We start from the raw sequence: 23891 nt of genomic DNA on the forward strand, positions 1-23891 counted from the left end.
AGCATTTATTTGAGGACTCCCTAATTTTCAGGTAATATCCAGGGAGAAGCCTCCCAAAGCGACCATTCTATCTTGGCCAAATCTACCTCTGGATCAATATATGGATGGTACTGGCCATCATTTAATTTGACTTTTACTTTTGCAAAAATAGCAACGCTATCCCCTCCGGCGAGGGCTTGATCACGTAGGTGATGGGCGTATTGCAAAATCATATCGGGATGCGTCCATAACTTCCGGGCTTGCTTTGCCGAAAGCTCTTTTCGTGGATTTACACGCTCCTCCTCTCCGCTCGCTAGGTTTTTGATAACAAAATGCCCGCTACCTCGCTTGGCACGTAGCATCATGCGCCAAGCATAACGATGCCCCTCTTCCGACCAGGCAACTTCACTGGCATATAACCAGTGCCTTAACGGAAGAAGACACTGTAGGCAAATCAACAACCCAAAAATTATCGTCAGCCCATTCTGCCAATTGAGATCGGCTTGCCAATAAGCTCGTGGAGCGGGGTGTATATCTTTAAGCTGTAACTGCCAGCTGAGGTACCATTTTCCGGCTTTAGCCCATCGCAAACGCACAAAATCAATAAACTTTCGTGGCCAATCTGGTGGAAAAAACAAGGCCGTAAGTGCCACCGAGAGGTATGGGAATATGCCTATATTAAAGACCAAGTGATTGGTGAGATGAAAAGCAATAGCAAAGGCGAAACCAAATTTTCGGGTCCGTTTATTTAACATCAAAAAAGCAATACTGAGATCAAAGACGGCACCTGTCCAGGCCATGATCCAGGCCGTAGGCTCTTTTGCCAGTAAAGGGCCAATTAAAAACAGGTCAGCTTTGCTTTTTAGCCAAAGTTTTAAGGGCATCGCTGCCAGTAACCAATCAGCATTGAGTTTGGCTATACCGCCAAAAAAGTAAACGACTCCCATTAAAAAAGGGAGTATTGCCCAAGTCCAGCGAGGAACAGATGCCATATATTCTGTAGGCTTCCGCCAAACATCTACCGACAATGCCCGCCATGCCGGCAATACGGCCATTACCCAGCTTAACCAGCAAAAAAGATAGCCGTGATTAAGATAATGTGCTTTCTCTAAAAAGAAATAATAGGTAAAAAAGCAGGCAAATAAAGGCGCAGTAATTCGATAGCGCCATCCCAGGGCGACTGCAATAGCCAACCCCATGCCTATTAGGAAAAACAGACTCATCAGTGGTTCCGGAAATACGGTCACCCACTCAAAACCATAATAGCGGAATTGAAAATTATCAGGATTAAAGGCGTCCACCCATAGGTGATAATAAGCGAAACCGCCCATCAAATCAGCAAAACCCAGTATACCAAAAACGATCCGAAAAAACACCAGACTCGCAATGTCTACGGGTTGCCAGAGCCACCTTTTCATGAAGTATGTGTTTTACAGAGTATGCGTAATTTCTTGAGTTGCTCTTCATTGCCCAATACAATAAAAGCCTCTCCTGGCTTCAGGACCACCGAGGGAGCAGGGTTTACTTGATAATCTCCCTGTTGATTGCGGTAGCCAATGATGTTTGCTCCCGTTTGAGAACGCAGGGCCAGGTCGCTGATCGGACGGCCTTGGTACATCTCGGGAAGATCGCGGTAATGCAATTCCTCAAACCCCATATCAGAATGATACTCACTAGTAATAAAAGAGAAAAACTCCACGGCCCCCGGCTTGTTCATGAGCATAGCCATATAGAAACCTCCAATATTTTCGGGCATGACCACATGGTTCGCACCAGCTTTGATCAACTTGGCCTGCGAGCGCTCGAGGATTGCCCGGCTAACAATCGTCAAATTAGGGTTCAATGCTCTCGCAGACAACACCAAAAACAGATTATCACTGTCTTCCCCAAGGGCGGCGATCAAACCACGGGCCTTCTCTATACCTGCTTTCTGTAAAATTTCATCTAGTGTAGAATCTCCCTCTAAATAAAGGATGTCGCTATCCGTTTGCTGGATAATTTCGATCTTTTCCGGATCATTTTCAATGATCACATAGGGTGTTCCATGGAGCGCAAGGCTAGAGGAAATTTCTTTCCCATACTTTCCAAAGCCACAAAGAATAACGTGGCCTTCCATCTTACTAATTCGCTCTTCAATCTGGTTGAGGTGCATACGTTTAAAGATTTCCCCTTCGATAATGTAATAACTAAAGGTTGCCAATAGATAGGCAAATACCCCGATGTTGACAAAAATAAGGCCAGAAGTAAATATCCGCCCTGCTTCACTCAACGGCTCAATTTCGGAAAAACCTACCGTAGAAATTGTAATAACCACCATGTAAAAGGCATCCGGGAAGTTGTAATCCTCCAGGGCAATGTAACCAATCACGCCTAAAATGATTTCTAAAAGCAACAAAAACAGTGCCGCCCGCAAACTGAGGAAGTTGGCAGGGACACGGGAAAAATTTAAAAAACGCAGGTTGGCCATAAAGTAATGGGTCAAATCACTGCCAGCTGTGGCATCCGCCAAAAATAGGATGTTTTACCGTAAAACAATCAAACGCGTCGATCCTATTCGCTGACTTCCTGCTTTAAGAGACAAGAAATAAACGCCTGCGGGGAGATCTTCTTGGTCAAAAGAAAAAAATTGGTCACCCGCAGCGGTAGCATTCAGCTCCCAGGTTCGGACAACCTGCCCATTCTCTGTAATAATATCCAGTTGATACCCCCCTGGCTTGAGTGCCTCCCAACTTATCTCGTATTGACAACAGCCAGGGTTCGGGTATACTGCTAGACTTGTAGAAGAAGGCCGCTCAAAGGGCTTAATAACTGGGGTGTCAGGAGAATAAACGGTGACACTCGATTGGCTGGAAAACCAGATGCGACCAAGATGATCACACAAAATATCCGTGATATAGCCATCTATCAGGCCGGAATTTTCCGGCGTCAAATATTCCCAGTCTGTACCATCAAAATGCAATACGCCCTCTTGTGAATACAAACTTACCCAAACCTCTGGATAGGTACCACAGATAATTTTCTTTACGCCGTGTTGAGCAGCCAAATCTGACACCTCTTCTACTACCCTCCATTCCCCATTTGCCTCACGTCTTAGGCCATCATAGCGCAAAGAGAGCCACTTATGTCCTTTCTCATCTACGGCGATAGACTCTATTGAATGCGCGCCCGCGTGATATGTACTTGGTTCGGTATGTGTAAAAGAAAATCCATCATAATTGAGCAGTCCATTATCTGTACCTATCCACATAGAACCATCAATACCTTGGGTAAAGCAAAGAAAAGAGCTAATAATAGCGGGCACATCATTTAGCCGATACCGGTACCACTGCCCCCTGTAACGCACCGAAAAGAGATTGTCAGAAGCACGTAACACCCACAGGTTCCCATTACGGTCCCATTCCAGATGAGTAATAGGGAGAAAAGATGCTACCGTGATTGCGTTAGTCAGCGTATCCCAGGAAACGCCGTTCCATTCTCTTACCTGACTATCAGGGAAACCGAAAATAAATTGATCCCCTGATCCAATTATGGGAGTCCCATCGTCCTTAAAAACAATGTCGTTTATGCCGATTGATAAAAAACCTGTACTATCTAGCAAAACATTATGCCAACGCCCCCCCATCAGGTAGGCAACTTTATTACTGCCCCCTACCCATACTTTCCCTTGGGGGTCCAGGCCTAAAGTATTTATTCCACTGACCTCTAACCAAGGGTTGACAATAGCTTTCTCCGGAGCATTTAGGGTTCCTATTTGCCAGGACAAGATTTCTCGGTGGTAATTTTGATACCAAAGCAGGCCATTACTATCTTGAAAACCATAACTCCCTGGCAGCTCTGCAAAAGCAAAAGCATCCGTCAATTCCGTATTTTGAAAACTGTCATCACTATAGCTGATTTGAAAAACACGCCCATTGACCGTAAAAATCGCCTCCTGCTCTGAAACAGCACTTATGACTCCTCCTGATGAGTTAATGCCTAAATCATCGAGGGGAAGTTGTACAAATTGTTGCGCTTCATTAAGCCACAAGTAAATATACCTATTGGTCGTCAACCAAACATTATCACTATGATCCATTTTCATATCATAGAGGTAATCTTCCTCAAAAACTGAGCTAAACAAGGTCGTACCATCTACGGCTAGTTGTGTAACAAAAGCATGCCCTTTGATCCAAATGCGGTCTTCACTGTCCAGTGAAACTTGTTGGATAGAATTGTTTTGGGAGGCCTGCTCTGTAAAAGGGATCTGCTCAAGGTTCCCTTCTGAGGACAAGGAGTAAAGCTTTTGATTGTTGACCATCAATAAAGAACTATTGTCAGTATTGCCAACAATCTTTCGGAGATTATCCTCACTCGCAGGCAGCTGTAGTTGATTCTTTGTCCATACGCCTTCTTCCCACGTAGCCAATTCATTGTTGCTTCCTAAAACCGTGAATTTGTTTTCATTACTTTTTTCTATATCCAAAATCTGCTGGGGCAACAGGCTGTTTTGAAAATGGAATAATTCTGCCTTGCCGGTAGTTTTATCAAACCTGGCGACAGAGTTTACGGTAGCAATCCATCTATAATCTTCGGTTTCGGCACCCCCCACAAGGTAATTTGCAAACAAATAGGATTGCCACCCCACCGGCTGAGCAGCTAAAGAAAAATTGACCAGCATTAAGAAAATGATCGAGCGCAGTAGCATAAGGTTGAGATTAAGGATGTAAAAGAGATAGTATATAGTCTGCCTTGGCAGATTATATACTATCTAGACCACATTTACCTTGTCAGACGTTGGGTAATTGGCTTTTGAAGTTGTCTAAAGTTTTCTTTACGGCCTCATAATACTTTACATAATTCAATTCAGCCCAATAAGAAAACCCTGCGCTATTTAATAAAACCCGTACTTTGCACCGCATTTTATAAACAACGGGATGGACAAATCAATTGCTGCTGCCGACAGCCCCATATCTGACTGGCAAGCCTGGGGCATTTTGGTGGTTTTGAGCATCATCTGGGGAACGTCTTACGTGCTCATCAAGTGGGGGCTCCTCTACTTTCCACCAGTACAGGTAGCAAGTATACGCCTTGGGGTATCCGCCCTTGCGTTCTCTCCTATCCTTTTGCGGGAATTAAAAAAAATCGACTACCGCCAACTCCCAATGCTCTTGTTTGTCGGCTTGATGGGAACCGGCTTGCCAGCCTTTTTATTCCCTGCCGCCCAGCAAGAAGTCAACAGCTCGCTGGCAGGTATCCTCAACTCACTCACCCCCCTCTTTACCTTATTGCTGGGTTTGATGTTTTTCAACTCCCGGTTTACCTGGTCCAAAACCCTAGGCATCGTTATCGGCTTGGCAGGCGCTATTTGCCTCTTTGCTTTTGGCGAACAAGCAGGTCTTGAGGGCAAATGGACCTACGGCTTACTCATTGTTTTGGCCTGCCTTTGCTATGCAACCAGCACCAATCTCGTAGGTTTTCGCCTCAAAGGCATGAAGGCCCTCACCATTAGTGCCGTCTCTTTCTCGCTCGTCGGTATCCCCGTTTTGCTTTATCTCTTACTGGGTACTGATTTTATCAGCACGCTCCAACAAACACCGGAAGCTTGGAAGGGTGTCGGCTATATCACCGTACTGGCACTTTTCAGCACCGTACTGGCAGGCATTGTTTTCTTCCAACTCATCCAGTGGACCAGCCCCGTCTTTGGCAGTACCGTCAGCTATCTCGTACCCATGGTGGCCATGTCCTGGGGCGCACTCGACGGCGAAGTCATTTCCATCATTCACTTTGTGGGCATGGCGCTGATTTTATCAGGCGTCTATCTCAGTAAACACTAACGGGCCACGGCCCGCCCATGTACCCCGCTGGCGGGGTCGACTTGCAAAGTCGGGGGTGGTTATCCCGCTAGTAGGGTCAACTCTCAGCGTTGGAATGTGCTTCTCCCAAAAGGCTATTCACAAAGGTGGTGAAACGCCCCCGACCTGCACCATATTTGCAGTTGATTGGTATTTCTTGTATCTTGTTATTATCAAAAGACAGCAGTAAAATTAAATTATGTCACTTGTCTTAACTTTTCCAGATAAACGTTTCAAACTTCAATTGGAACACCCCATGAGTGTAGCTGATTTTTATAACTACAGCCACGCCAACCCTGAGTTGGTCATGGAACTGGAAACCGATGGCTCAATCACTGTTATGTCTCCTGTAACTTTTCGTTCTGGTAAAATTGAAAATCTATTTAGTGCTTATCTTACTATCTGGTCTATAGAAACTGGCTTGGGCGAAGTATTTTCTTCCTCTACCGGCTTCACCCTGCCGGATGGCTCTGTGCGAGCTCCCGATACCGCCTGGGTCAGTGATGAAAAAATTGCGCAGTTATCCGAAGAAGACCAGCAAAGCTTTGCCCCTCTGGTACCTGAGTTTATTGTTGAAGTTCGTTCTAAAACGGATCGTTTACCAGATTTGCAAACCAAAATGCAGGATACCTGGATTGGCAATGGCGTACATCTTGCTTGGCTCATTGATTTAGCAAACGAGCAAGTATTCATCTACCGAGCCGATCAAAGCGTAGAAATAGTAAATGGCTTTGCTTCTCTACTCAGCGGTGAACAAGTTTTACCTGGCTTCAGCTTTGACCTAAAGCATATCAAATAACCCCTACTCCATCACCCGCCTTACATACTCCATCAACTCCTCTCCATGCAAATTCTTGGCGACCACTCTACCCTCAGCATCAAGTAGAAAATTAGCAGGAATGGTCGTTAATCGGAGTAGCTCAAAAAGTGGAGAATCATCGCCCTGCAAGTCAGAAGCATGGGGCCAGCGGTAGGCACCATCGGTTTCAATCGCCCTTGTCCAAGCCTTCGAACTGGCCTCTAGGCCATAGCCTACAACCTGGAAGCCACTCTCATGATATTTATCCCAAAGAGGGACCAGGAAATTTCGGTTTTGCACACGACAAGGCCCACACCATGAGGCCCATAAATCTACGAGAGTTAAGCGCTCGCCCAGTAAGCTATGCAATGAGACCGTATCCCCCGCCAGCATTGGCATTGGATAATCAGGCAGCAAATCACCTACGAGTACCGGGAGCTTTCTACGATCACCAACAGCCGCCAATTGTTGCACCCAAGGGTGCTCGGGCTCCTCGGCTGTCCAACGCTCTGCTTGTTTGACCAAAAACTCTGGAATACGCTCGTAATTGCCTGCAATACTCACCCAACGAATGGCCGTCAATGCAGGCAGCAGATGTGGACTATCCTCTGCAAACTGCATCAGCTCGCTTTGAAAAGCCAGCAATGCGTCCTCTTCCGCAAGTAGCTCCTCATGGCTTTCTTCCGAACCTGCTTCCAGGTATTCAGCGAAAGCTGCTTGTCGTATATTACAAAGCTCCAGCATGGCCGCATTCCGTGGAGTGGGGTTACGAATAGCAAAAGTAGCTTGAAAACGGTCCGCTTCCGCCGTAATCACAACCTGCTCCCCATCTTGCCAAACCAGAGGAAAGTAATTAGAAGTAGTTGGCTGTTCATTGTCAAGACGATTAGGGAAACGTTCGCCAACTCTTTGTATCGCTAGTTGTAGCAACATGGGCTCCTCTGCTATAGGCAACTCTTCGAAGGCAAAACCTCCATCGGGCCCAATGCTCGCCGAATCAACGACGGTTCCGACATAACTACTCCCCACTCCTTTCCAACTTCCCGGATCAATCAGATAGATCATTGAGCCCCAACTACTATCTTCCTCCAACTCGATGGTGCCTGATAGATGGGGTTGTCCAGAACAAGCAGAGATGCTTAGTAAATAAATAGAGAACAGAAGATAAAAGGCTGGTGATTTCATACGTACATTTTATAAAGTACAAGTGCAAACAATTGCAAGTACTGAAAAATGTGGATTAAAATTAGTGATTGGTATCACCAAATACGATGGGGGAACAACACTTTGAGAACTTTCTTCAGAACGAGCAAGTAATAAATCTGACAATACTCTAGCAACTCTTCCACTACCGTCATCGAAAGGATGAATAATGATGAACCAAAAATGCACTGCTCGTATTCATAAATGTATCGTGCCATAAGCTAGCTACCTGTTTGAGGTAAACCACGCATTAATTAATCTCCGCATATTCAATGAGAATACAACCAGTTTTCTCCACACGTGATTTTGGGATTAGCTCAACTATTTTTTACTTCACCCCCCCCCCTTTAAACTCCGCCCAAGTCCTTGGCATTTTTGCGCCCGACGTCTCCAATTCCTTTTCCCATTTCAATGATACCCCCGGCACCAGTGCCAGCAGATCGACGGCCAGCTTGATCTTGGCCTTGGCCGGCTGGTCGTACCAGTCGTCGCCAGGCTGTTGGGCGGCGGGGAGTTGCTCCACCGTTTCCTCCAGCTTGCTCATAAAACGGCGCTCCTCCTGGCGACTGGCGAAGAGGTCGCCACGCATGGTTTCCACCTCCTGGCCGACGTGGAGCAGGATTTGCCCCATGACACCCACCTTTTCGTTCGTGTCTTTGCCCGTGGCCTCCATCCTATCCAGCTGGGCACGAATCTCGGGGAGCTGCTCCTCAATGGTTTTCCGTTGTTGCTGTTCACTGGGCTGCTGAACCATCATATTGGCCAATTTAAGCAAGCGAGCGGTAATTTGATTGGATACGCGCCGTTCTTCGTCTCCACTCAGGATACCCATTATGCGATCTGATTCCAACTGCGCGTACTCCCGCGCAAGGGCAGCGGTAGCGTTGGAGGGATATTGGCGATCCAGTAGCTCAATGGCTTCGGTCAGCTTGTTTTTGGCGACCAGCTGACGAACGTCGTTGGCAAAATCCATGGGGGATTGTTTTTCTAGTTGTTGCATGCCTTCCAGTAAGTGGATCAGTTCACTCGCACGCTGGTTGGCGCAGGTGGCTGCCTTGTCCCCCGCCCGGCGGAGTTGCAGTAATTGATCATAGGAGAAATAAGCCTGAGCCCACTCCTTGCTGCGACAGCGTTCGCAGGGGCAGGGTCTCTCCCGCGCAAACTTGATCCGGGGAAAAGACCGCTGGTGAATCGTCTCCAATTCCTGCACTACCAAAGACAGCAGCGCATAATGCCGCGGAGCCTTTCCCTCTACGATGATTTCGATGATCCGCTCCCCGTCCTTGTTAGCCAGCGGGATGCTAACCATGGCCCGACAAGCCTCGCGAACCAGGAAAATGCCGTTCTGCCAGTAGTGGCCGGCCTCCAGGTGTTGGTGTAGGCGGACGATCAGCTGGCCCAGCAAGCCCTTTGATAGGTAATCATAGTGGAAGCGCAGACCCAGGTCGGGCCGGACGGGCTCCGCATCCGGCATTTCTGGAGAAAAAAGGGTAGGCGTCAGGTAATCCCCCTTATCCGTTTGCCAGCACAACTCGAAGGCATCCGTTTGCAGGAGTTGCAGCATCAGCTAGTGGTCGCTGCGGTCGGTGACGCCCTTGTTGGCCCAGACCGCGATGATCTCTTCGCGGGTAAAGCGGCCGTTGCGTTTGATGATGGCCTGGTTCTCTGTGATGCCGTAAACGGCGGTCGTGATCCAGTCGATGTCGAACAAAACATTGTCGAACAGCAGCCCGCCCAGCGGAACAAGATCCTTAATTTCGTTGTTCTGAAGCCAAAGTGATTGCAAATCCGTCAGTCCACTCAGCGAGGCAAGATCCTTAATTTTGTTACCGCTAAGAAAAAGCATACGTAAATCCGCCAGTCCTCCCACTTCCGGCGGAATCTCCGGTAGCTTCAATCCTCTCAAATCAAGTACTCTTTTACCTTCCTCCCGGCAGGCCTCAATGCGCCGTAAAGCCTCCGCGTGTCCTACTTCGGGGGGGCATTGATTAGATCCTCTCCATAGTTGAACTATCAAATTTAAATCATCCTTTTGATCCATTGGGCGAATCCACCTTACATTCGACGCATAGCGGCTCAACCGGGGCGGAAAAGCGTGTCGAAATCCGGGTTTAAGTAAGTACCACCCCATTCCCACCAATGACTGACCAAGCCCACTTTAACGGGATTATTGAGTACGTACCACATCACCTGCTCAAACCTGTTTTGCCGAACCGTCCGATCAAAATAGACAGGTTCCCAGAAAGGAGAGCCTGTTTTGCCGATTATCTTATTACACACCCGTGCGGTGTGTGCTTTATGGCGGTTCATCACGCGGCCAATGTCTACCTCTTCCCGATCGTTGGGAGCACGGACTATGGCGTGGACATGATTCCCCATAACACAAACAGCGTACAGATAAACATCCTCATGATCGTGCAAGAATTTCCAGGATTGAATCACCTCTTCTGCCGACAATGGCTCCTGTAGGTAAAAAGGACCACTTTTTATTTTATGCAACACCTCGTCGATATCCAGCTCAAATCTAGCATTTATCACAAAAGCTTCGTGGGCGTAAAGGCCCGACCGGAGTAGTTCAGGATTGTCCTTAAACTTTGTCTCCATCTGCCTTTTCCTTTCCTCGTATTTCAAACGGATGTCTTCCAACACGCGCACAGGCAAACTACCAGACAGGCGGTAGGTCAGATGTACCGGACGGTAGCCTAGGTTTTGGTGAGGGATTTTGGCATTTTCTTTTTGCATCATCGCTAAATATAGGAGATGGTCGAGCCGCTGTGCGGCGAATCAACGCCACATTAGCCGCACAGCGGCTCGACCGGACACCTCGCGAGGCAGGGCCCATTCTACAACATATCCAGGTACTTATTAGGAACCAAGTCTGTCAGCCAAACACCGTTCGCTGATTGGTAGAAGTGATAACCATCGCGAAACATCGCGCCAGAAAAGACTTTGAAGATCATGGTGTCACCACGGCGATCCCCTACTTCAGTGGCCGTCTCGACATCCTCTGACAAGTGGACATGATTACGAGAGCGCGGCTCAATGCCTTTCAGCATAATGCTTTGTACAAAACGCTCGGTAGTACCGTGATAGAGGATTTTTGGTGGCTTGACGGGCTCCAATTCCAGGTCAACCTTGACGGAATGCCCCTGATTGGCCCGAATTTTACTTTTATCTTCATTGAAGGTATACCGCTGCTTCTCGTCGCTGGCCACAATAGCTTCTAGGATAGGAAGATCTATTTCCTTTTTTTTGTCCATGGCTCCTTCAATCAGTGCATCGACATCTGCCCAGCCATTTTCATCCAGTTTAATCCCTATCACTTCTGGTTTGTGACGCAAGATCAGGGATAAAAACTTGCTCAGGCTTTTCAAATATTCCGGACTCATGAGTTGGTCTGTTTTATCGTCAATATTATGTCAGAGAATTTGTAAAAACTAGCTCGTTACTGGAAAAGCTTCCCTAACAAGCCTAACTTTGCTTTTACTTAATTACAAACCTAAGAATAAAACTATGTTTAATCGTTCCTTTTTACTTTTTTTCGTCGTCACTTTTGTCGTTAGCTGTGGCCCAGAGCCTAAATTCAACAAGGAAGACCTTGCCGAGCAAGAGCAGGCCTGGGCTCAAATGATGGAAGGCCACGACGTGGTTATGCCTCTGATGAACGATTTGTACCAAGTGTCTACCCAACTTAAGGAACTCGCCGCAGATGCTATGGTTGAAGCCAGTGATTTTCACCCACGGGCACAGGAAGCCCTTGCAAATATTGAAAAAGCAGAAGACGGAATGATGGAATGGATGGGAGGCATCAAAGATAATCCGAAGGATTCGGTAAGAGCTCGATACGAAGACCATGCCGCCGTAATGGCTTTTATTGACAAAGAAAAAACGGATATCGACCAAGTAGCGGAAGACATGAAAGCTAGCCTCTCTGCTGCAAAAGCCTTGATCCAGGAACGGACAGGAAATTAAGCTTCCCGCCCCTCCGTAGCTACGGAGGGGCGGAAGATCATAAATTATATAGACTACATTAAACAACCTCCTCAGCTGCTATGAAAATTACTACGCTATTTGGCATCATTGTTACCAGCCTTGTCTTGGTCGCTTGCAATTCTTCTGGTAAGGGCGAATTAAAGTACTATGGCTTTCACGATACAGACCCCAATACTGGGGATACCATTTATCATCAAATCCGTGACTTTTCTTTTGTCGATCAGGATAGTCAGGAAATCACCAATGCTTATTTTAATGATAAAATCTACATCGCAGATTTCTTTTTCACTTCCTGCCCTACCATTTGCCCAAAGGTGAAGGCACAGATGCTGCGCATCTACGAAAAATACCAGGATGATGACCGGGTTGCTTTACTATCGCACACCATTGATGTAAAAAGAGATACGGTGGGCAAGCTCAAGAAGTATGCTAAAGGACTAGGAGCCGATTCTCCGCAGTGGCGTTTTGTCACTGGCGATCGCGATTCTATCTATGCTATTAGCTACGATTATATCAGTACCGTACTGGAAGCCCCCGAAGTACCTGGAGGCTTTGATCATTCGGGATGGGTACTGCTGATTGACAAAGATCGCCATTTAAGAGCTTACGCTGATGGCACCAAAGAGGAGAAGGTGGATGTTTTTCTGAAGCAGATTGACCAGCTGTTAGAAGAATACGACAAACCGGAGGCTGTTCAATAAAAAACGGCCGATACTTCCTGACAGAAAGCATCGGCCACAACGAAAACCAGTGTCAAATTCTTTAATAAAAATTACTGAGAGCGTTTCAGATGGAGCGCGCTGGGGACGTTTTTTGGGTGTTTATTTACCTTCAAGACCTTTTTTCAAAAGCCGTTCCACTTCCGTCTAACAAATAGACGGAAGCGAAAGCAGCGCGAAAATCAGCCATAAAATCATTCAAGCTCACCCTTTGGTGGGCTTTTTTATTTGTATCAGATACAAGCTTTAGTGTTGCTTCCTTCTGACAGTGTAAAGATACACAAAAAAGATAAATTATAATCAAATAGAAGATTATTTGTTCAAATAAATTATTTTATAATCAAATAAATTACAAAAGCCGTCCCCCTTGCGGAGAACGGCCAATTCCTAAATGGATATGTTTAACGGANCTAATTACAGAATCACCCACGTTCCGATAAAACTAAAATCTTAATTGCCCAATGGTACCATCACGCCAAGGTTAAAACCGTAACCAGTGTTTCGTACTTTCTCATTGACGAAAGGTATATCGTACAATTCAGAAAATCCTCGGTAGTAACGCGCATCTACGAAAGTCGTCACTGGGCCAAAATCGTACTGGGCACCTAAAGCTACGGTTGCTCCAACATCGAAGCGCTCGTAGTTGATATTGTCTAGGTTTAATGGAATGCTCCCCAAATCAACTTCTAACAAAACATTTGCATAAGTATCAATTTGTCCACCGCTTGCATAGCTAAAGGTAGGCCCCGCAGCAACGTATGCCTTTAGTGCCTCCTGGCCAAACTTGTACTTTGCCAATAGTGGGGCTTCTACATACCGGATACGGGTTTCGGCACGGCCACTCACAGGGAGGTTTACTCCCAATAATTCGGCATCAAAGCCTTCCTTAAGGCCAAAACCTTTCGTGGTATAAGCCAGCTCTGGCTGAAAGGAGAACCCGCCCGCTACTGGAATTTCAACCACCAGGCCGACGTTGACCTCATCAAGGTTGTGAAAATCAGGTGCAAGAGCATCTAAGCCTTCTGTGGTGTAAACATTATTGAGTTGGTAGCCTACTCGGGCACCTATACTTACTTGGGCTTGTACAGCAATGGTAGTTAGCAACAACAGGGCAGCGAAAAATAATTTTGTGTTAGACAGCATGATGATGTTTTTTGTTTCTCTGAAGTAAAAGCGTGCAGCCGGAGGAACTTTGCTAGCGAGCCCCATCCGGCCAACCACGCTGTTTTTGTATTAATGCTTGTATAACGGCAAGATGTAGGGCTTAGTCGTTAAGTGTTGTTAGCGATACGTTAGAGTAATCGTAAAAAAACAGGCACTGCCGGGCTGGTCGTCAAAAGGCGTTAAAAAGAAGGTTGCGCTGTTAAGGAAGTTCGCAAAAAATAATCTACACATCTTCCTACAAATTTTGCTTTATCCATCATCAGGTTTTCCTTGCGTAGATTATTTATTCCCTCATCCCTAAATAACTTTATACTTTTACAGCAATGAATTTTGCTGACCTCAAATCGCCGCCGCCCAGTCCTCTCATTTTGCTAAATGATCAGCAATGGGACAACCGAGGAGTGAGGCTATATATAAAGCGAGACGATTTACTGGCTCCACTGCCCAATGACCCTTTTTGTGGCAACAAGTGGCGAAAGCTACAATACAATTTGATACACGCTAAAGAAGAGGGCTATAAGACGCTCCTTACCTTTGGCGGTGCTTATAGTAACCATTTAGCAGCTGTTGCTAGCGCAGGTAATCATCTGGGATTGGCCACCATAGGTATGGTACGAGGAGAAGAAGTAAACAACCCTACGCTGGCTCTGGCACGAAAAAACGGCATGGAGCTCCACTTTGTGGACAGAACAACCTACCGCACAAAAAATGAACCTGCCTATTTACGCCAATTAGAAGACCGCTTTGGCAGGGTGTATATCCTACCCGAGGGAGGAACCAATTCTGCGGCCTATTCTGGCTGCGCAGCCTTGGCAAAAGAAGTCATTGCGCAATGTCCTGAGCAACCAACACACCTGGCCGTCGCCTGTGGCACGGGAGGTACGCTGACCGGGCTGCTTAGTGGGCTCCCCGAAGATACCCCACCACAAGTTATGGGTATCAGTGCTCTAAAAGGAAACTTCATGACTGGTGAAGTTGAACAACAATTGACTGCCTTGGGGCTAAACCGGACGAACTGGGAAATCCATTCTAATTTTCACCACGGAGGTTACGCACGGCAAAACCAGGAGCTTATGAATTTCATTCAATCCTTCTATCAACAACACGATATTCTATTGGAACCCGTATACACTGGCAAGCTGTTTTATGCGCTTTATGCTTTACTGAGTCAAGGCTATTTCCCAGCAGGAAGCCGAGTAGTAGGAGTGCATACGGGGGGAATGCAGTCGTTTGGATGTAATATTTAAGCGAGTGCAGTTTTTATTAAAAAGCAGGTATCCCTTTTTCGTATATAACTTTAGAGGAGCCTACACCTCTTCTTCGGATTTTCTCCAAAAAGTTGTAAGCTCCTCCAAAAAAGGCAAGGTCTCTTTTGAGCAACTGCCCGTCTGCTTGTAGTTTAACTGCTTTCACTCACTAATTCACTGGTGTCATGGTATAACCCGCTTTACGTAGTAGTGCAATCACACCTTCTTCTCCTGCCAAGTGGCCGGCACCTACAGCAAAGAACACTGTTTCCTCTGACATCAATCCTTCCATTACTGGAATCCAGTTACGGTTACGCTTCAGAAGTAACAGCTCTTCGTAGCCGCCAATACCTGCCGGATCGTCGCTTATCAATGATTGCATCCCTATAATGTCCTGCGTGGTATACAACTCGATCATCTGGTCCATGGCACTGTCATTTTCTTCCTCCCCCTTTTCGCTTCGAATGGTTTCCAGTAACATTTCAGCTTGAGCAGTATAAGGAATACTATCAAATAGGCTCATCTGAAATTCAGCGGTTTCCAAGCCTACAATCGGCTTTTCCGCAACTTTAGCACGTTCGGTCAGCTCTAGCTCATAGCTTTTCATGCCGTCGCCTCCCATCATACTCATGGGATTTTCTCCGGGTTTCATATCCTTCATATCTTCTCCGGCAAGGATCGTCAAAAACATGGGTTTGATTTTACCCATAAACATCATCGGCATCCCCATTTCTTCAAAGTGGGTAGAAACGATCTCGTAGTCGGCCTCGGGCAGCAGATCGGCAAGTGTAGTGTCATTGTTCATGTACATCTTACTCAGCAATCCCATCATTGCAGCAGGATTTGTCATTTCTTCCGTATCAATCTCAAAAGCAACCCGGGTACTTTTATCAAAGGCTACTTTGGTTGCTTCCGTAAGGAAATAGTTTTCCGCAGGGATCATGTGGATAGTACCGTAGAGGTAACTGGGAGCAGCAAGGCCTTTACCAGAGATTTCCCACAAGAGTTTATTCTCTGCTTTAGTCGGCGTAAACGAGTGTTCAACAGGCTGTGCAAATAATACAACTCCCAGAAAAACCAAAACTTCAAGTAATAACCAGCGCAAAAATATTTTCATCTTTATCAGCTTTTATTGATCTATCTTATATGTATTCCAAACGCTGGTTTTATTACAATAGTTGCTACATTTTTCACTCCTTTAAGGATTGATAGATCGCTGTGTGGATGCGTGGGCGGATGTTTCTGGTGTAAAGTCCTCGATTATTCCGGCTTGGGTAAACGCGGTTGCTCAGAAAAATAAACAGCAGCTCCGTTTCGGGATCAGCCCATACAAAAGTGCCTGTATACCCCGCATGGCCAAAACTCTCTGCCGATGCAGCTTCTGCTACCGAGCTTTTTTGAGCATCGTATGCCAACAAGGGTTTATCAAAACCCAGCCCTCTGTGATTGCCTACTCCTGCAAAATGTCGGCTGGTAAAGGTGTCTAGTGCTATTTGTTGAATAAATTGATGCCCAGCGTAGTCGCCACCATTGAGGTACATCTGCATTATTTTTGCTAAATCATACGCATTCGAAAAAAGGCCTGCATTGGCAGAGACTCCCCCCATCATTGCCGCGCCTTCATCGTGTACATAGCCATGTAATAACTGCATCCTAAAAAAACTGTCTCTTTCCGTAGGGATGATTTGATCTTTAGCAAAAAAGCGAGAAGGGTTGAAACCCAAAGAGTAAGCACCCAAGGGATGGTAAAAGGTATTTTGCAAATAATCCTCGTAGGGAACACCTGCCTTCATGGTCACAATATCCGGCAAGAGGTAAAACAACAAACCAGAGTAACGGTATTTCGCTTCGTCTTCCAGAGGAGACTTTAGGATTGCTTTCATCATTTGATCGCGATAATTCCGGTGTTGCCAGAGTTGGTCGGTCAGGTACAGAGAGAACTTATCGGAAGAATCTCGCGACAGACTTTTTCTTCGAAAACGATAATCGTTGATCCGTTCAAGGTCACGTGCTTTCGACCAAGGGTATTTCCCATTCCCTCGCAAAGTGCCCTGCCAGTAAGGAATCCAAGGGCGCAAACGCGCGTGATGGGAAAGCATTGTTCTAAAATCCAGATCGGCTTTATTGCTCTTATGCGCAGCAGGATAGTACGTTTCTAGTGGCGCATCAAGGTCAAAATCACCCTCCCCATACCATTTCATTAATGCTGGCAGTGCTGAAGTGATTTTTGAGACAGAGGCCAAATCGTACAAATCAGTGCGTTGTACGGGGCGTTCTCTTGCTTCGGTATGATATCCAAATACTTCATGATAAACAACAGTCCCTCCTCGAGCTACCAATACCTGAGCGCCAGGAAAAGCATGATGCGCCAACCCATCCTTGACAATCGCCGAAATACTATCTCCCAACAAATCAGCGTCCATCTCCAGTAGTACTGGTGGTGAAAAAGTCATGCGTCCATTGGCCATTAAGAGCTCGCCACTCCCCTTGGGGAAGTTTTCACTTAGTGCTTCTGTAGCTCTGTTGTAAACGCCAATTCCACCAAAAATGAGTTGCGCAGCTAGTGATTGTGCCCAGGGTCCACGTTCTTGGCTAATAATACCTGCTCCTATATTCTGATCAAGGAAGGCCTCTACAAGCTCTCCCTTTCCAAAAAGCAGAAAAACAACTGGCATCTCTGGGCTAAAGAAGGTCGAAAAATTAAAACCTGACTCCGCCACGCCATCAACATCCATGGCTATAATTAAAACGTTGCCGACCGTTGTTTGTGGCAAGGGTGCTGGCCAATTTACGCTCCATTCTTCTTGACTTTGCCAATCTACCCGAGCCGTAGGAACGTAAGCGTTTAGGGTATTATACAGTTCTGTATCATCATCCAAACCAATACTTAACAACGCAGGCCTCAAGGCCTCCAGGCCATTTAAAGGCAACAGTTTGGCTTCGTTTTTCAAAACAATAAGTCCGGTACGCGCACGATTATAGGCTTCTAGATCATTGTTAGGTAACTGCGCAAATAGTGGCTGCCCAAAAAAGGTTAACAACAGAAAGAGGAGTGCCCCTCCGTAACTCCAAGCAACGTGGACATGTACTTTTTGCAATACGGCAACTGCTCTCTTTTTTCGCAGCAAATTATTTAAAACCTTATGTACCATGTGGCGAATTATTTTTCGATAAGTTTTGCGCAAAACGCTATTTGAATTTAAACAAAAGAAAAAATATTATTGACTATTCTTTACCTTGGCAGCCCCCAAATATTCATAATCCCAACTGTAATCATGCTACGATTTTTTCTCCCACTTTTCACCTTTGCTCTTTGCGCTATCCCCCTTCAAGCCCAGAAAACCGTTTCCCGAAAGCTCGTCTCTCACCTAACAGAAAGTGTAGAAAATTCCGAGGTCTTTCAAAAAGGATTTACGGGCTTTGCGCTTTTTGATCCAGAAGAAAGACAGCTTTTGTATCAATACCAAGCCGATAAGTATTTCACACCAGCCTCCAACACCAAGATACTCACTTTTTATGCAGCACAAACCTTGCTACGTGGAGAATGGCCAGTGATTCATTATCAAGAACAAGGAGACACCCTTAGGATTTGGGGCACGGGGTACCCCCTCCTACTCCACCCCGACTTCATTGGTTACGATACACTCTCTCAATGGCTACAACAACGTGAAGAAAAGACCTGGATCATCTCCAACGGGCATTTTTATGATAAACGCTACGGCGAAGGTTGGTCCTGGGATGATTACCCCTATGGTTATCAGATGGAAAAGGCAGCACTTCCTATATATGGCAATGCTGCTCATTTCTCAAAGACGGGGCACCTCGCGCCAATAAAGGTAATGCCTGAACACTTTCAGGATAACCTGGTTTACGAAAACCCTAATACGCTCAGCCGGTACGAGGATCGCAATATTTTCACCTTTAGTGATCGTGCTTTACGTGTAGAAAAACTGGATCGAAGTATTGGTTTTCATTATGATTTACCTCTTGTGGCAAAGCTCCTGCAAGATACATTTAAGCGCACAGTGCTTTACAACCAGGATACACTACCACGCGCTTTCCGTCGGAAGACACTTACAGCTCCCATCCCTGATACCGTCTTCCAACAATTTCTTCAGGACAGTGATAACTTCCTCGCAGAACAATTCCTTCAGGTGACCAGTGCTCAGCGATATGGTTATATCAACAGTCCACGGATTTTGGCTTACGTTAGAGACACCCTTTTGGCAAAAGCCCCCCAACCTTTCGACTGGGTAGATGGTTCTGGTTTATCCCGCTACAATCAGTTTACCCCCTTCAGTATTATCAGTGTATTAGATCAGTTGAAAACCCAAATGAACCAAGGTCAACTTTTTCGTTTTTTTCCAGCAGGGGGAGTTTCTGGAACCATTGAAGGCTGGTACGAAGGGCCCAATAACCAACCTTTTATTTATGCCAAAACAGGTACCCTAAGGCATGTCCATTGCTTAAGTGGGTATCTCGTATCTGATAGCGGAAAGACCTATATTTTCAGCTTTATGCACAACAACTACCCCGACAAAACAAGGACACTAAAAAGAGAAATGGAAAAAATACTCCTGTGGCTACGGACCAATCTCGAGTAGATGATTATTTCTATCTTTAAGTGTACCATTCTATTCAATCATGACTACACCTAAGTTCAATATCGCTCCCGATTCCTTTGATTATTTCCTGACAGGAATCGCATTGTTATGCCTTTTACTGATGTTCGGCCTCAACCTCTACTATTACGACCTGGTCCCCGAACGTATCCCTGTTTATTTTGATGCCGCCGGAAAACCTGATAGTTATGGTGAAAAAATAACGCTCTGGGTAGTATTCGGCCTTAGTGTTTTGCTATTTATAATATTGACCCTTGTTGGGCGCAGTCCGCATTTAGCGAACTATTCCGTTCCAATTACAGCAGAAAACGCGCCACGGCAGTATAAGAATATGCAACAAATGAACCGTGCCCTCACTGCTGTACTCTGCCTGTGTTTTGCCTATATTCATTACGGAATTATTCAGACCGCCCTTGGACAGCAGGACGGTTTGGGGCTCTGGTTTTTACTGCTCTTCCTTAGTCTTATCTTTGGCATTATTGCGTATTTCCTATACCGTGCAAAGGTGTTGGAGTGATTTAAAAGAGGAAAAGTGAAGGGCTTAAAACATCTACAAAAAGACCGAAATCAAGCAAAACACACCTCGGAGAAGCCAAAAACAACACGAATGGATATTCACAAACAACTCTTAAAGAGACATTCCAAAGAAAACACCCGTCTGATCACGGAATATATTGGTAACGATCCAGAACGCTATGCTTCTCTGATGCGTATCTTTAATGAAGAAGGTTGGGTAGCCGTTCAACGAGGAGCCTGGGTCGTCAGCGAAGTGGGCATGAAATATCCAGAATTACTAATACCTCACCTCGATGATCTCATCAGTGCTGTTGAGGCTCCCCCTCATCCAGCGATAGCGCGCAACGGGCTTAAAGTCATCGCCGAAACCAATATTTCCTTAACAGAAGACCAGCAAGGAAGGGTTGTACAACTCTCCTTTGAGTTGTTGGCAGACCCTAAAACGCCTGTTGCCATACATGTATATTCGATGCAATGCATCGCTAACCTCTTACCTGTTTACCCCGATTTGGCGATTGAATTAAAAACCCTCATCGAAGAAGGAATGGAACATGGCAGCCCCGGCTACCTCAGCAGGGGTAGGAAAATCCTTAAGCAAATTGCTAAGATGAAATTACAGCACTAAACGCTACTTCCCACTTTCTTTTCGTACCAAAACGGCGCGCTGCTGTACTTTTACATAATAGCTATTCACCGGAGGTACCTCTTCTCCTTCAATGATAGTATCTCCTGTGGTTCGGGTAGGAGCTAATGGGCCAGAGATGATTTCATAGATCAATTGTCCGCCCCTCTCTTCTAGTGTGGAGAGAAGAAGGTTCCCCATCACTTCAAACCTACTGTACAGCTTGCCATTGATCAGATAATCATCCAAAAGTATACTATTCTCTTCGTCCGTAACGTAGTGGCCTTTTTCGGCATCGATGGTTTCTAAAAAATAGGGCCTCGTATTTTCAGGAGTATCTTCCCCGTAGACAATTGTAAAAGTATATCGGCTATCTTCTTGTGGTAATATCCGGAGAATCATCGGCAACCGTTGCACCTCTCCTGCACTGGTACTGATCACCAAATCGCCGGTCCATTCTCCCTCCCAATTGCCCGGAAACCCAAGGCTATCCTGTTGGCTGAATAGTGCAGTCGTTCCGATTAATAGGCATATTGATAAAAGGAAGTTTCTCATAACGGCTTATATTCTCTTAATCTAATCTACCTGCCAAGACGCAGGTATGTTTCTCCGTAAGGGTATCTCCTTCGGCCGTGAAAATTTCGGCGACCAGGATATAAATTCCAATCCGTGCTTTCTGTTCTTCATCCGTCGTACCATCCCAGAGAAAGCTACCCGTACCTGCTAACAACTCCAAATCTTCCAATTGACGAACCAACCGTCCTTGGGCGTCAAAAATAGCAATGCGTGCCAAGTAACCTGCCTGGTCAGAGCTGTACTGAATCTCTAGCACATCCTGAAAACCATCACCATCAGGGGAAAACGTTTTCTCCGGCAGCACAAAAAAGTCTTCCGTTGGAGGGATAACCGATGTCCGATCTTGACTATTTATTCCCGTAGGTGTTGCGTAACCTACTGTCGAAGCCGCCGAAGCCCAATTCCCTTCACTTTGGGTAACTGATTCCGCCCTTAGCCTTTCCAAACTCACACCTCCACGATCACTTAAGAGGCGAGAATGCCAATCCTCTGTATAATCCAATGCATCCAACAGAATAAAACTACTGTATACACTAATATTACCTTCATCATCCGCCATAGTTGGCAAATTATTCTCTACCAAAGCTGCGGGGTTAGGTACCGTATACTCTAATAGAATATTAGAAGGGTTTGGTGTAAATACTACAAATTCTCCTGGCAATAAAACCGTATTGGTTTCTACTATGGTACTCGTCGTCCCAGTGATAATCGCTTCATTACTTAAACGTAAGCCCTGAAGGTTAAGAATTTTACTTCCTGGATTATAGAGTTCCAAAAAGTCAACACCTCCCGTATTAGGGTTGAATAAAATTTCATTAATCACTAAATCACCGGGTTCTGGGTTTACCGTCAAGCCTACTTGCACCGAAGATGTTGTCGTTGCTTCATTGCCAATACAATCTTTGAGTCCAGTAAGCGCACTTACTTCATACACCGTATTTTCTGCTAAAGCACTTCCTAAAAATAAGCGAACAGATTGCCGATCAGGCTCCAATAACGCCGTACCTATTTCAATATTCGGATTAATAGAGAAAAAGTCGGTTAAATCAATGCCACTGTCCAAAACATCATCAAAGCGAACCACTATTTCTGTAGAACTTGGTGCAAAAGCGGTTAGTAGTATTGGAGCAACATTCTCCAATGCGCTACCATTAACTGAATTTTCTTGGCCAGGAGTACCTCCTGCGGCTGCAACACTAGCTGCCCAATTACCTGGGCAATCATTGGGCAAAGTAGGATCAATCAATTCCATCGCATAACCACCTTCCGCCCGTAAGGGATCTTGATACCAAGAATCATCGTAAACAAGACTCGCTAGAATGTTTCCATCACTATCTGTCAAAATAAGATCGTCGCCGCCATTTGTGAGTGCAGGAAAGGAAGCCAAGGTAGCCACCTCTCCAAAAGCTCCCAGTGCTGAGGCCGCGTCCTGATCACACAAAATGACATAAGACTGAGGCAGTATCACATAAGGATCAATCTCACGGGGTGTACTACCTGTGCTTAAACCCAAACCAGCTAATGATAAAACCTTATCACTTGCATTGTACAACTCTATATATTCAAAATCAGGAAGCCCTATTGGTGGAGTAGGGTCTGGAAATATTTCGGTAATGATTAAATCTCCTAAAACCGGGACTTCAGGCAATAGAAATTCAAAACTCAGGTCTTGGCTCGGATTGACGTTGCCAGTTAAGTCCTCAACATCCGTTAAGCTTAATGTGTAAGTATTGAGGTTGGTTAGGTTATTAGCAAATGTCAACAAAAGGCGGGTACGGTCGCCATCCGGAAAGCTAACACTTTGGGCAGTGCCTATGCCATTATTTAAGTTGTAATTGGCCGGTGTTTCTCCGCTTGTTTGTGCCAAAGGTTCATTGTACTGAACAATGATTGCATTTGCTCCTTGTACGCTGACGCTTTGGGCAACAGGAGCTTCCATGTCAACAACAATTGGGTCAACTTCCACATTATCAAAAAAGAAAGCCATGTTACGGCTACTTGTGTACTGACAACCAAAGCCAAAGTATAAACCACTCGAATAGGTATTATCCGTTACGGCACCTTGAGGGTCATAGTCTTGACCACCTGAGTAATCCACTTCGAGCGTCCATTCCCCTGCTGTACTCCGAGCCACAACTACGCCCAAGTTCACAGGGTCACTACCAACTGCTCCACTCGTTCCAGCGAGCAAGAGTTCTGTTGTTCCGTTCTCATCTTTACGATAAAGCTCCAGGGCATCGTCTGAACCCGAAATACCTCCGACTTTTAGAAAATAGCCACGCCAGGCATTACCATTTACGGGAGGCTGATCAGCAGTCAAAAAGACCGTCGCAAAATTGCTGGTAGATGGAGCAAACTCACAGCGCAGATTAAAAGACCATGTTGTAATAGCGGCTGTACTCGTTGGAGCCAAGGTGAACAGCGCCGAAGTATTATTGGACTCCGGGGCAGTATTACTCAATTGCAATTCACCATCTGTAACAGTGAAGACATCCGTATCTCCCTGCCAGTAGGTGGCGAGGGTTCCCGTTGAAAAATCATCGGTAAACTGAGCAGCGAGTGACCAGCTCAGGACTTGTAAAATGCAGAAAAAAATAGCAGCTTTCATTTTCCAAAAGTA

Annotated in this window: 21 protein-coding genes and 1 pseudogene; 8 read left to right on the forward strand and 14 right to left on the reverse strand. The window is 45.8% G+C overall.

Annotated features, from left to right (window positions below; all coding sequences use genetic code 11):
- Positions 1-20 precede the first annotated feature (20 nt).
- Genes A3EU_RS0113270 through A3EU_RS0113280 form a run of 3 tightly spaced genes read right to left on the reverse strand, consistent with a single transcriptional unit; the run spans position 21 to position 4663 of the window.
- Positions 21-1397 (reverse strand): HTTM domain-containing protein, encoded by a 1377-nt coding sequence (locus A3EU_RS0113270; RefSeq protein WP_020536661.1) that lies wholly within the window; start codon positions 1395-1397, stop codon positions 21-23.
- Positions 1394-2488 carry a potassium channel family protein gene (locus A3EU_RS0113275; protein ID WP_020536662.1) on the reverse strand — a complete coding sequence of 365 codons (1095 nt, stop codon included), beginning with the start codon at positions 2486-2488 and terminating at the stop codon, positions 1394-1396. Before A3EU_RS0113275 ends, A3EU_RS0113270 begins: the two co-directional genes overlap by 4 nt.
- 12 nt (positions 2489-2500) lie before the next feature.
- On the reverse strand, positions 2501-4663 hold the full coding sequence (locus A3EU_RS0113280) for a T9SS type A sorting domain-containing protein (protein ID WP_020536663.1): 2163 nt from the start codon (positions 4661-4663) through the stop codon (positions 2501-2503).
- A 229-nt stretch (positions 4664-4892) separates the two neighbouring features.
- On the opposite strand from A3EU_RS0113280, the gene A3EU_RS0113285 reads away from it, so the two are divergent.
- Both A3EU_RS0113285 and A3EU_RS0113290 read left to right on the forward strand, forming a co-directional pair.
- Entirely contained in the window at positions 4893-5792 is a 900-nt protein-coding gene (locus A3EU_RS0113285) for a DMT family transporter (RefSeq protein WP_020536664.1), read from the forward strand.
- Positions 5793-6009: 217 nt separating this feature from the next.
- A complete protein-coding gene (locus A3EU_RS0113290) occupies positions 6010-6609 on the forward strand; it encodes a Uma2 family endonuclease (protein WP_020536665.1) in 600 nt (199 codons plus the stop codon).
- 3 nt (positions 6610-6612) lie between these two features.
- Here the strand turns inward: A3EU_RS0113290 and A3EU_RS32805 are convergent, their stop codons facing one another.
- From A3EU_RS32805 to A3EU_RS0113315, 6 genes and pseudogenes are all read right to left on the reverse strand, one after another.
- On the reverse strand, positions 6613-7794 hold the full coding sequence (locus A3EU_RS32805; RefSeq protein WP_020536666.1) for a TlpA family protein disulfide reductase: 1182 nt from the start codon (positions 7792-7794) through the stop codon (positions 6613-6615).
- Between the two features lie 108 nt (positions 7795-7902).
- A pseudogene (locus A3EU_RS35390) lies at positions 7903-7998 on the reverse strand (Fic family protein); the annotation flags it as partial.
- A 142-nt stretch (positions 7999-8140) separates the two neighbouring features.
- A complete protein-coding gene (locus A3EU_RS0113300; protein WP_020536667.1) occupies positions 8141-9376 on the reverse strand; it encodes a COR domain-containing protein in 1236 nt (411 codons plus the stop codon).
- Between the two features lie 3 nt (positions 9377-9379).
- Positions 9380-9718: a leucine-rich repeat domain-containing protein gene (locus tag A3EU_RS34570; RefSeq protein WP_169433350.1), complete on the reverse strand. Its 339-nt coding sequence runs from the start codon at positions 9716-9718 to the stop codon at positions 9380-9382.
- A gap of 170 nt (positions 9719-9888) precedes the next feature.
- Complete coding sequence (locus A3EU_RS0113310) at positions 9889-10557, reverse strand: transposase (RefSeq protein ID WP_044085816.1); 669 nt, start codon at positions 10555-10557, stop codon at positions 9889-9891.
- A gap of 98 nt (positions 10558-10655) precedes the next feature.
- Positions 10656-11201, reverse strand: a complete 546-nt coding sequence (locus A3EU_RS0113315) for an RNA 2'-phosphotransferase (protein ID WP_020536670.1) — start codon at positions 11199-11201, stop codon at positions 10656-10658.
- A 124-nt stretch (positions 11202-11325) separates the two neighbouring features.
- Here A3EU_RS0113315 and A3EU_RS0113320 point away from each other — a divergent pair, with 124 nt between their 5' ends.
- Together A3EU_RS0113320 and A3EU_RS0113325 are read left to right on the forward strand one after the other, a co-directional pair.
- On the forward strand, positions 11326-11784 hold the full coding sequence (locus A3EU_RS0113320) for a hypothetical protein (protein ID WP_020536671.1): 459 nt from the start codon (positions 11326-11328) through the stop codon (positions 11782-11784).
- Between the two features lie 80 nt (positions 11785-11864).
- Positions 11865-12506, forward strand: coding sequence for an SCO family protein (locus A3EU_RS0113325; protein ID WP_020536672.1), 642 nt, complete (start codon positions 11865-11867; stop codon positions 12504-12506).
- Positions 12507-12974: 468 nt separating this feature from the next.
- Here the strand turns inward: A3EU_RS0113325 and A3EU_RS0113335 are convergent, their stop codons facing one another.
- Positions 12975-13667, reverse strand: a complete 693-nt coding sequence (locus tag A3EU_RS0113335; RefSeq protein ID WP_169433351.1) for a porin family protein — start codon at positions 13665-13667, stop codon at positions 12975-12977.
- Between the two features lie 344 nt (positions 13668-14011).
- Between A3EU_RS0113335 and A3EU_RS0113340 the strand changes: the two genes are divergently transcribed.
- A complete protein-coding gene (locus A3EU_RS0113340) occupies positions 14012-14935 on the forward strand; it encodes a 1-aminocyclopropane-1-carboxylate deaminase/D-cysteine desulfhydrase (protein WP_020536675.1) in 924 nt (307 codons plus the stop codon).
- Positions 14936-15104: 169 nt separating this feature from the next.
- On the opposite strand, the gene A3EU_RS0113345 is transcribed toward A3EU_RS0113340, so the two are convergent.
- Complete coding sequence (locus A3EU_RS0113345; protein WP_020536676.1) at positions 15105-16052, reverse strand: TraB/GumN family protein; 948 nt, start codon at positions 16050-16052, stop codon at positions 15105-15107.
- Between the two features lie 73 nt (positions 16053-16125).
- Positions 16126-18087, reverse strand: coding sequence for a serine hydrolase domain-containing protein (locus A3EU_RS30400; protein WP_020536677.1), 1962 nt, complete (start codon positions 18085-18087; stop codon positions 16126-16128).
- Positions 18088-18210: 123 nt separating this feature from the next.
- Between A3EU_RS30400 and A3EU_RS30405 the strand changes: the two genes are divergently transcribed.
- The 3 genes from A3EU_RS30405 (at position 18211) to A3EU_RS0113365 (ending at position 20698) form a co-directional block, all read left to right on the forward strand.
- Positions 18211-19539: a D-alanyl-D-alanine carboxypeptidase/D-alanyl-D-alanine-endopeptidase gene (locus A3EU_RS30405; protein WP_020536678.1), complete on the forward strand. Its 1329-nt coding sequence runs from the start codon at positions 18211-18213 to the stop codon at positions 19537-19539.
- Between the two features lie 40 nt (positions 19540-19579).
- Positions 19580-20074, forward strand: coding sequence for a DUF1648 domain-containing protein (locus A3EU_RS0113360; protein WP_020536679.1), 495 nt, complete (start codon positions 19580-19582; stop codon positions 20072-20074).
- A gap of 90 nt (positions 20075-20164) precedes the next feature.
- Positions 20165-20698, forward strand: a complete 534-nt coding sequence (locus tag A3EU_RS0113365) for a hypothetical protein (protein ID WP_020536680.1) — start codon at positions 20165-20167, stop codon at positions 20696-20698.
- A gap of 3 nt (positions 20699-20701) precedes the next feature.
- Here the strand turns inward: A3EU_RS0113365 and A3EU_RS32810 are convergent, their stop codons facing one another.
- Both A3EU_RS32810 and A3EU_RS0113375 read right to left on the reverse strand, forming a co-directional pair.
- Positions 20702-21250: a hypothetical protein gene (locus tag A3EU_RS32810; RefSeq protein WP_020536681.1), complete on the reverse strand. Its 549-nt coding sequence runs from the start codon at positions 21248-21250 to the stop codon at positions 20702-20704.
- A gap of 16 nt (positions 21251-21266) precedes the next feature.
- On the reverse strand, positions 21267-23879 hold the full coding sequence (locus A3EU_RS0113375) for a lamin tail domain-containing protein (RefSeq protein WP_169433352.1): 2613 nt from the start codon (positions 23877-23879) through the stop codon (positions 21267-21269).
- Positions 23880-23891 lie beyond the last annotated feature (12 nt).

This window comes from Lewinella cohaerens DSM 23179 (assembly GCF_000379805.1).
In the GTDB taxonomy this organism is placed as follows: domain Bacteria; phylum Bacteroidota; class Bacteroidia; order Chitinophagales; family Saprospiraceae; genus Lewinella; species Lewinella cohaerens.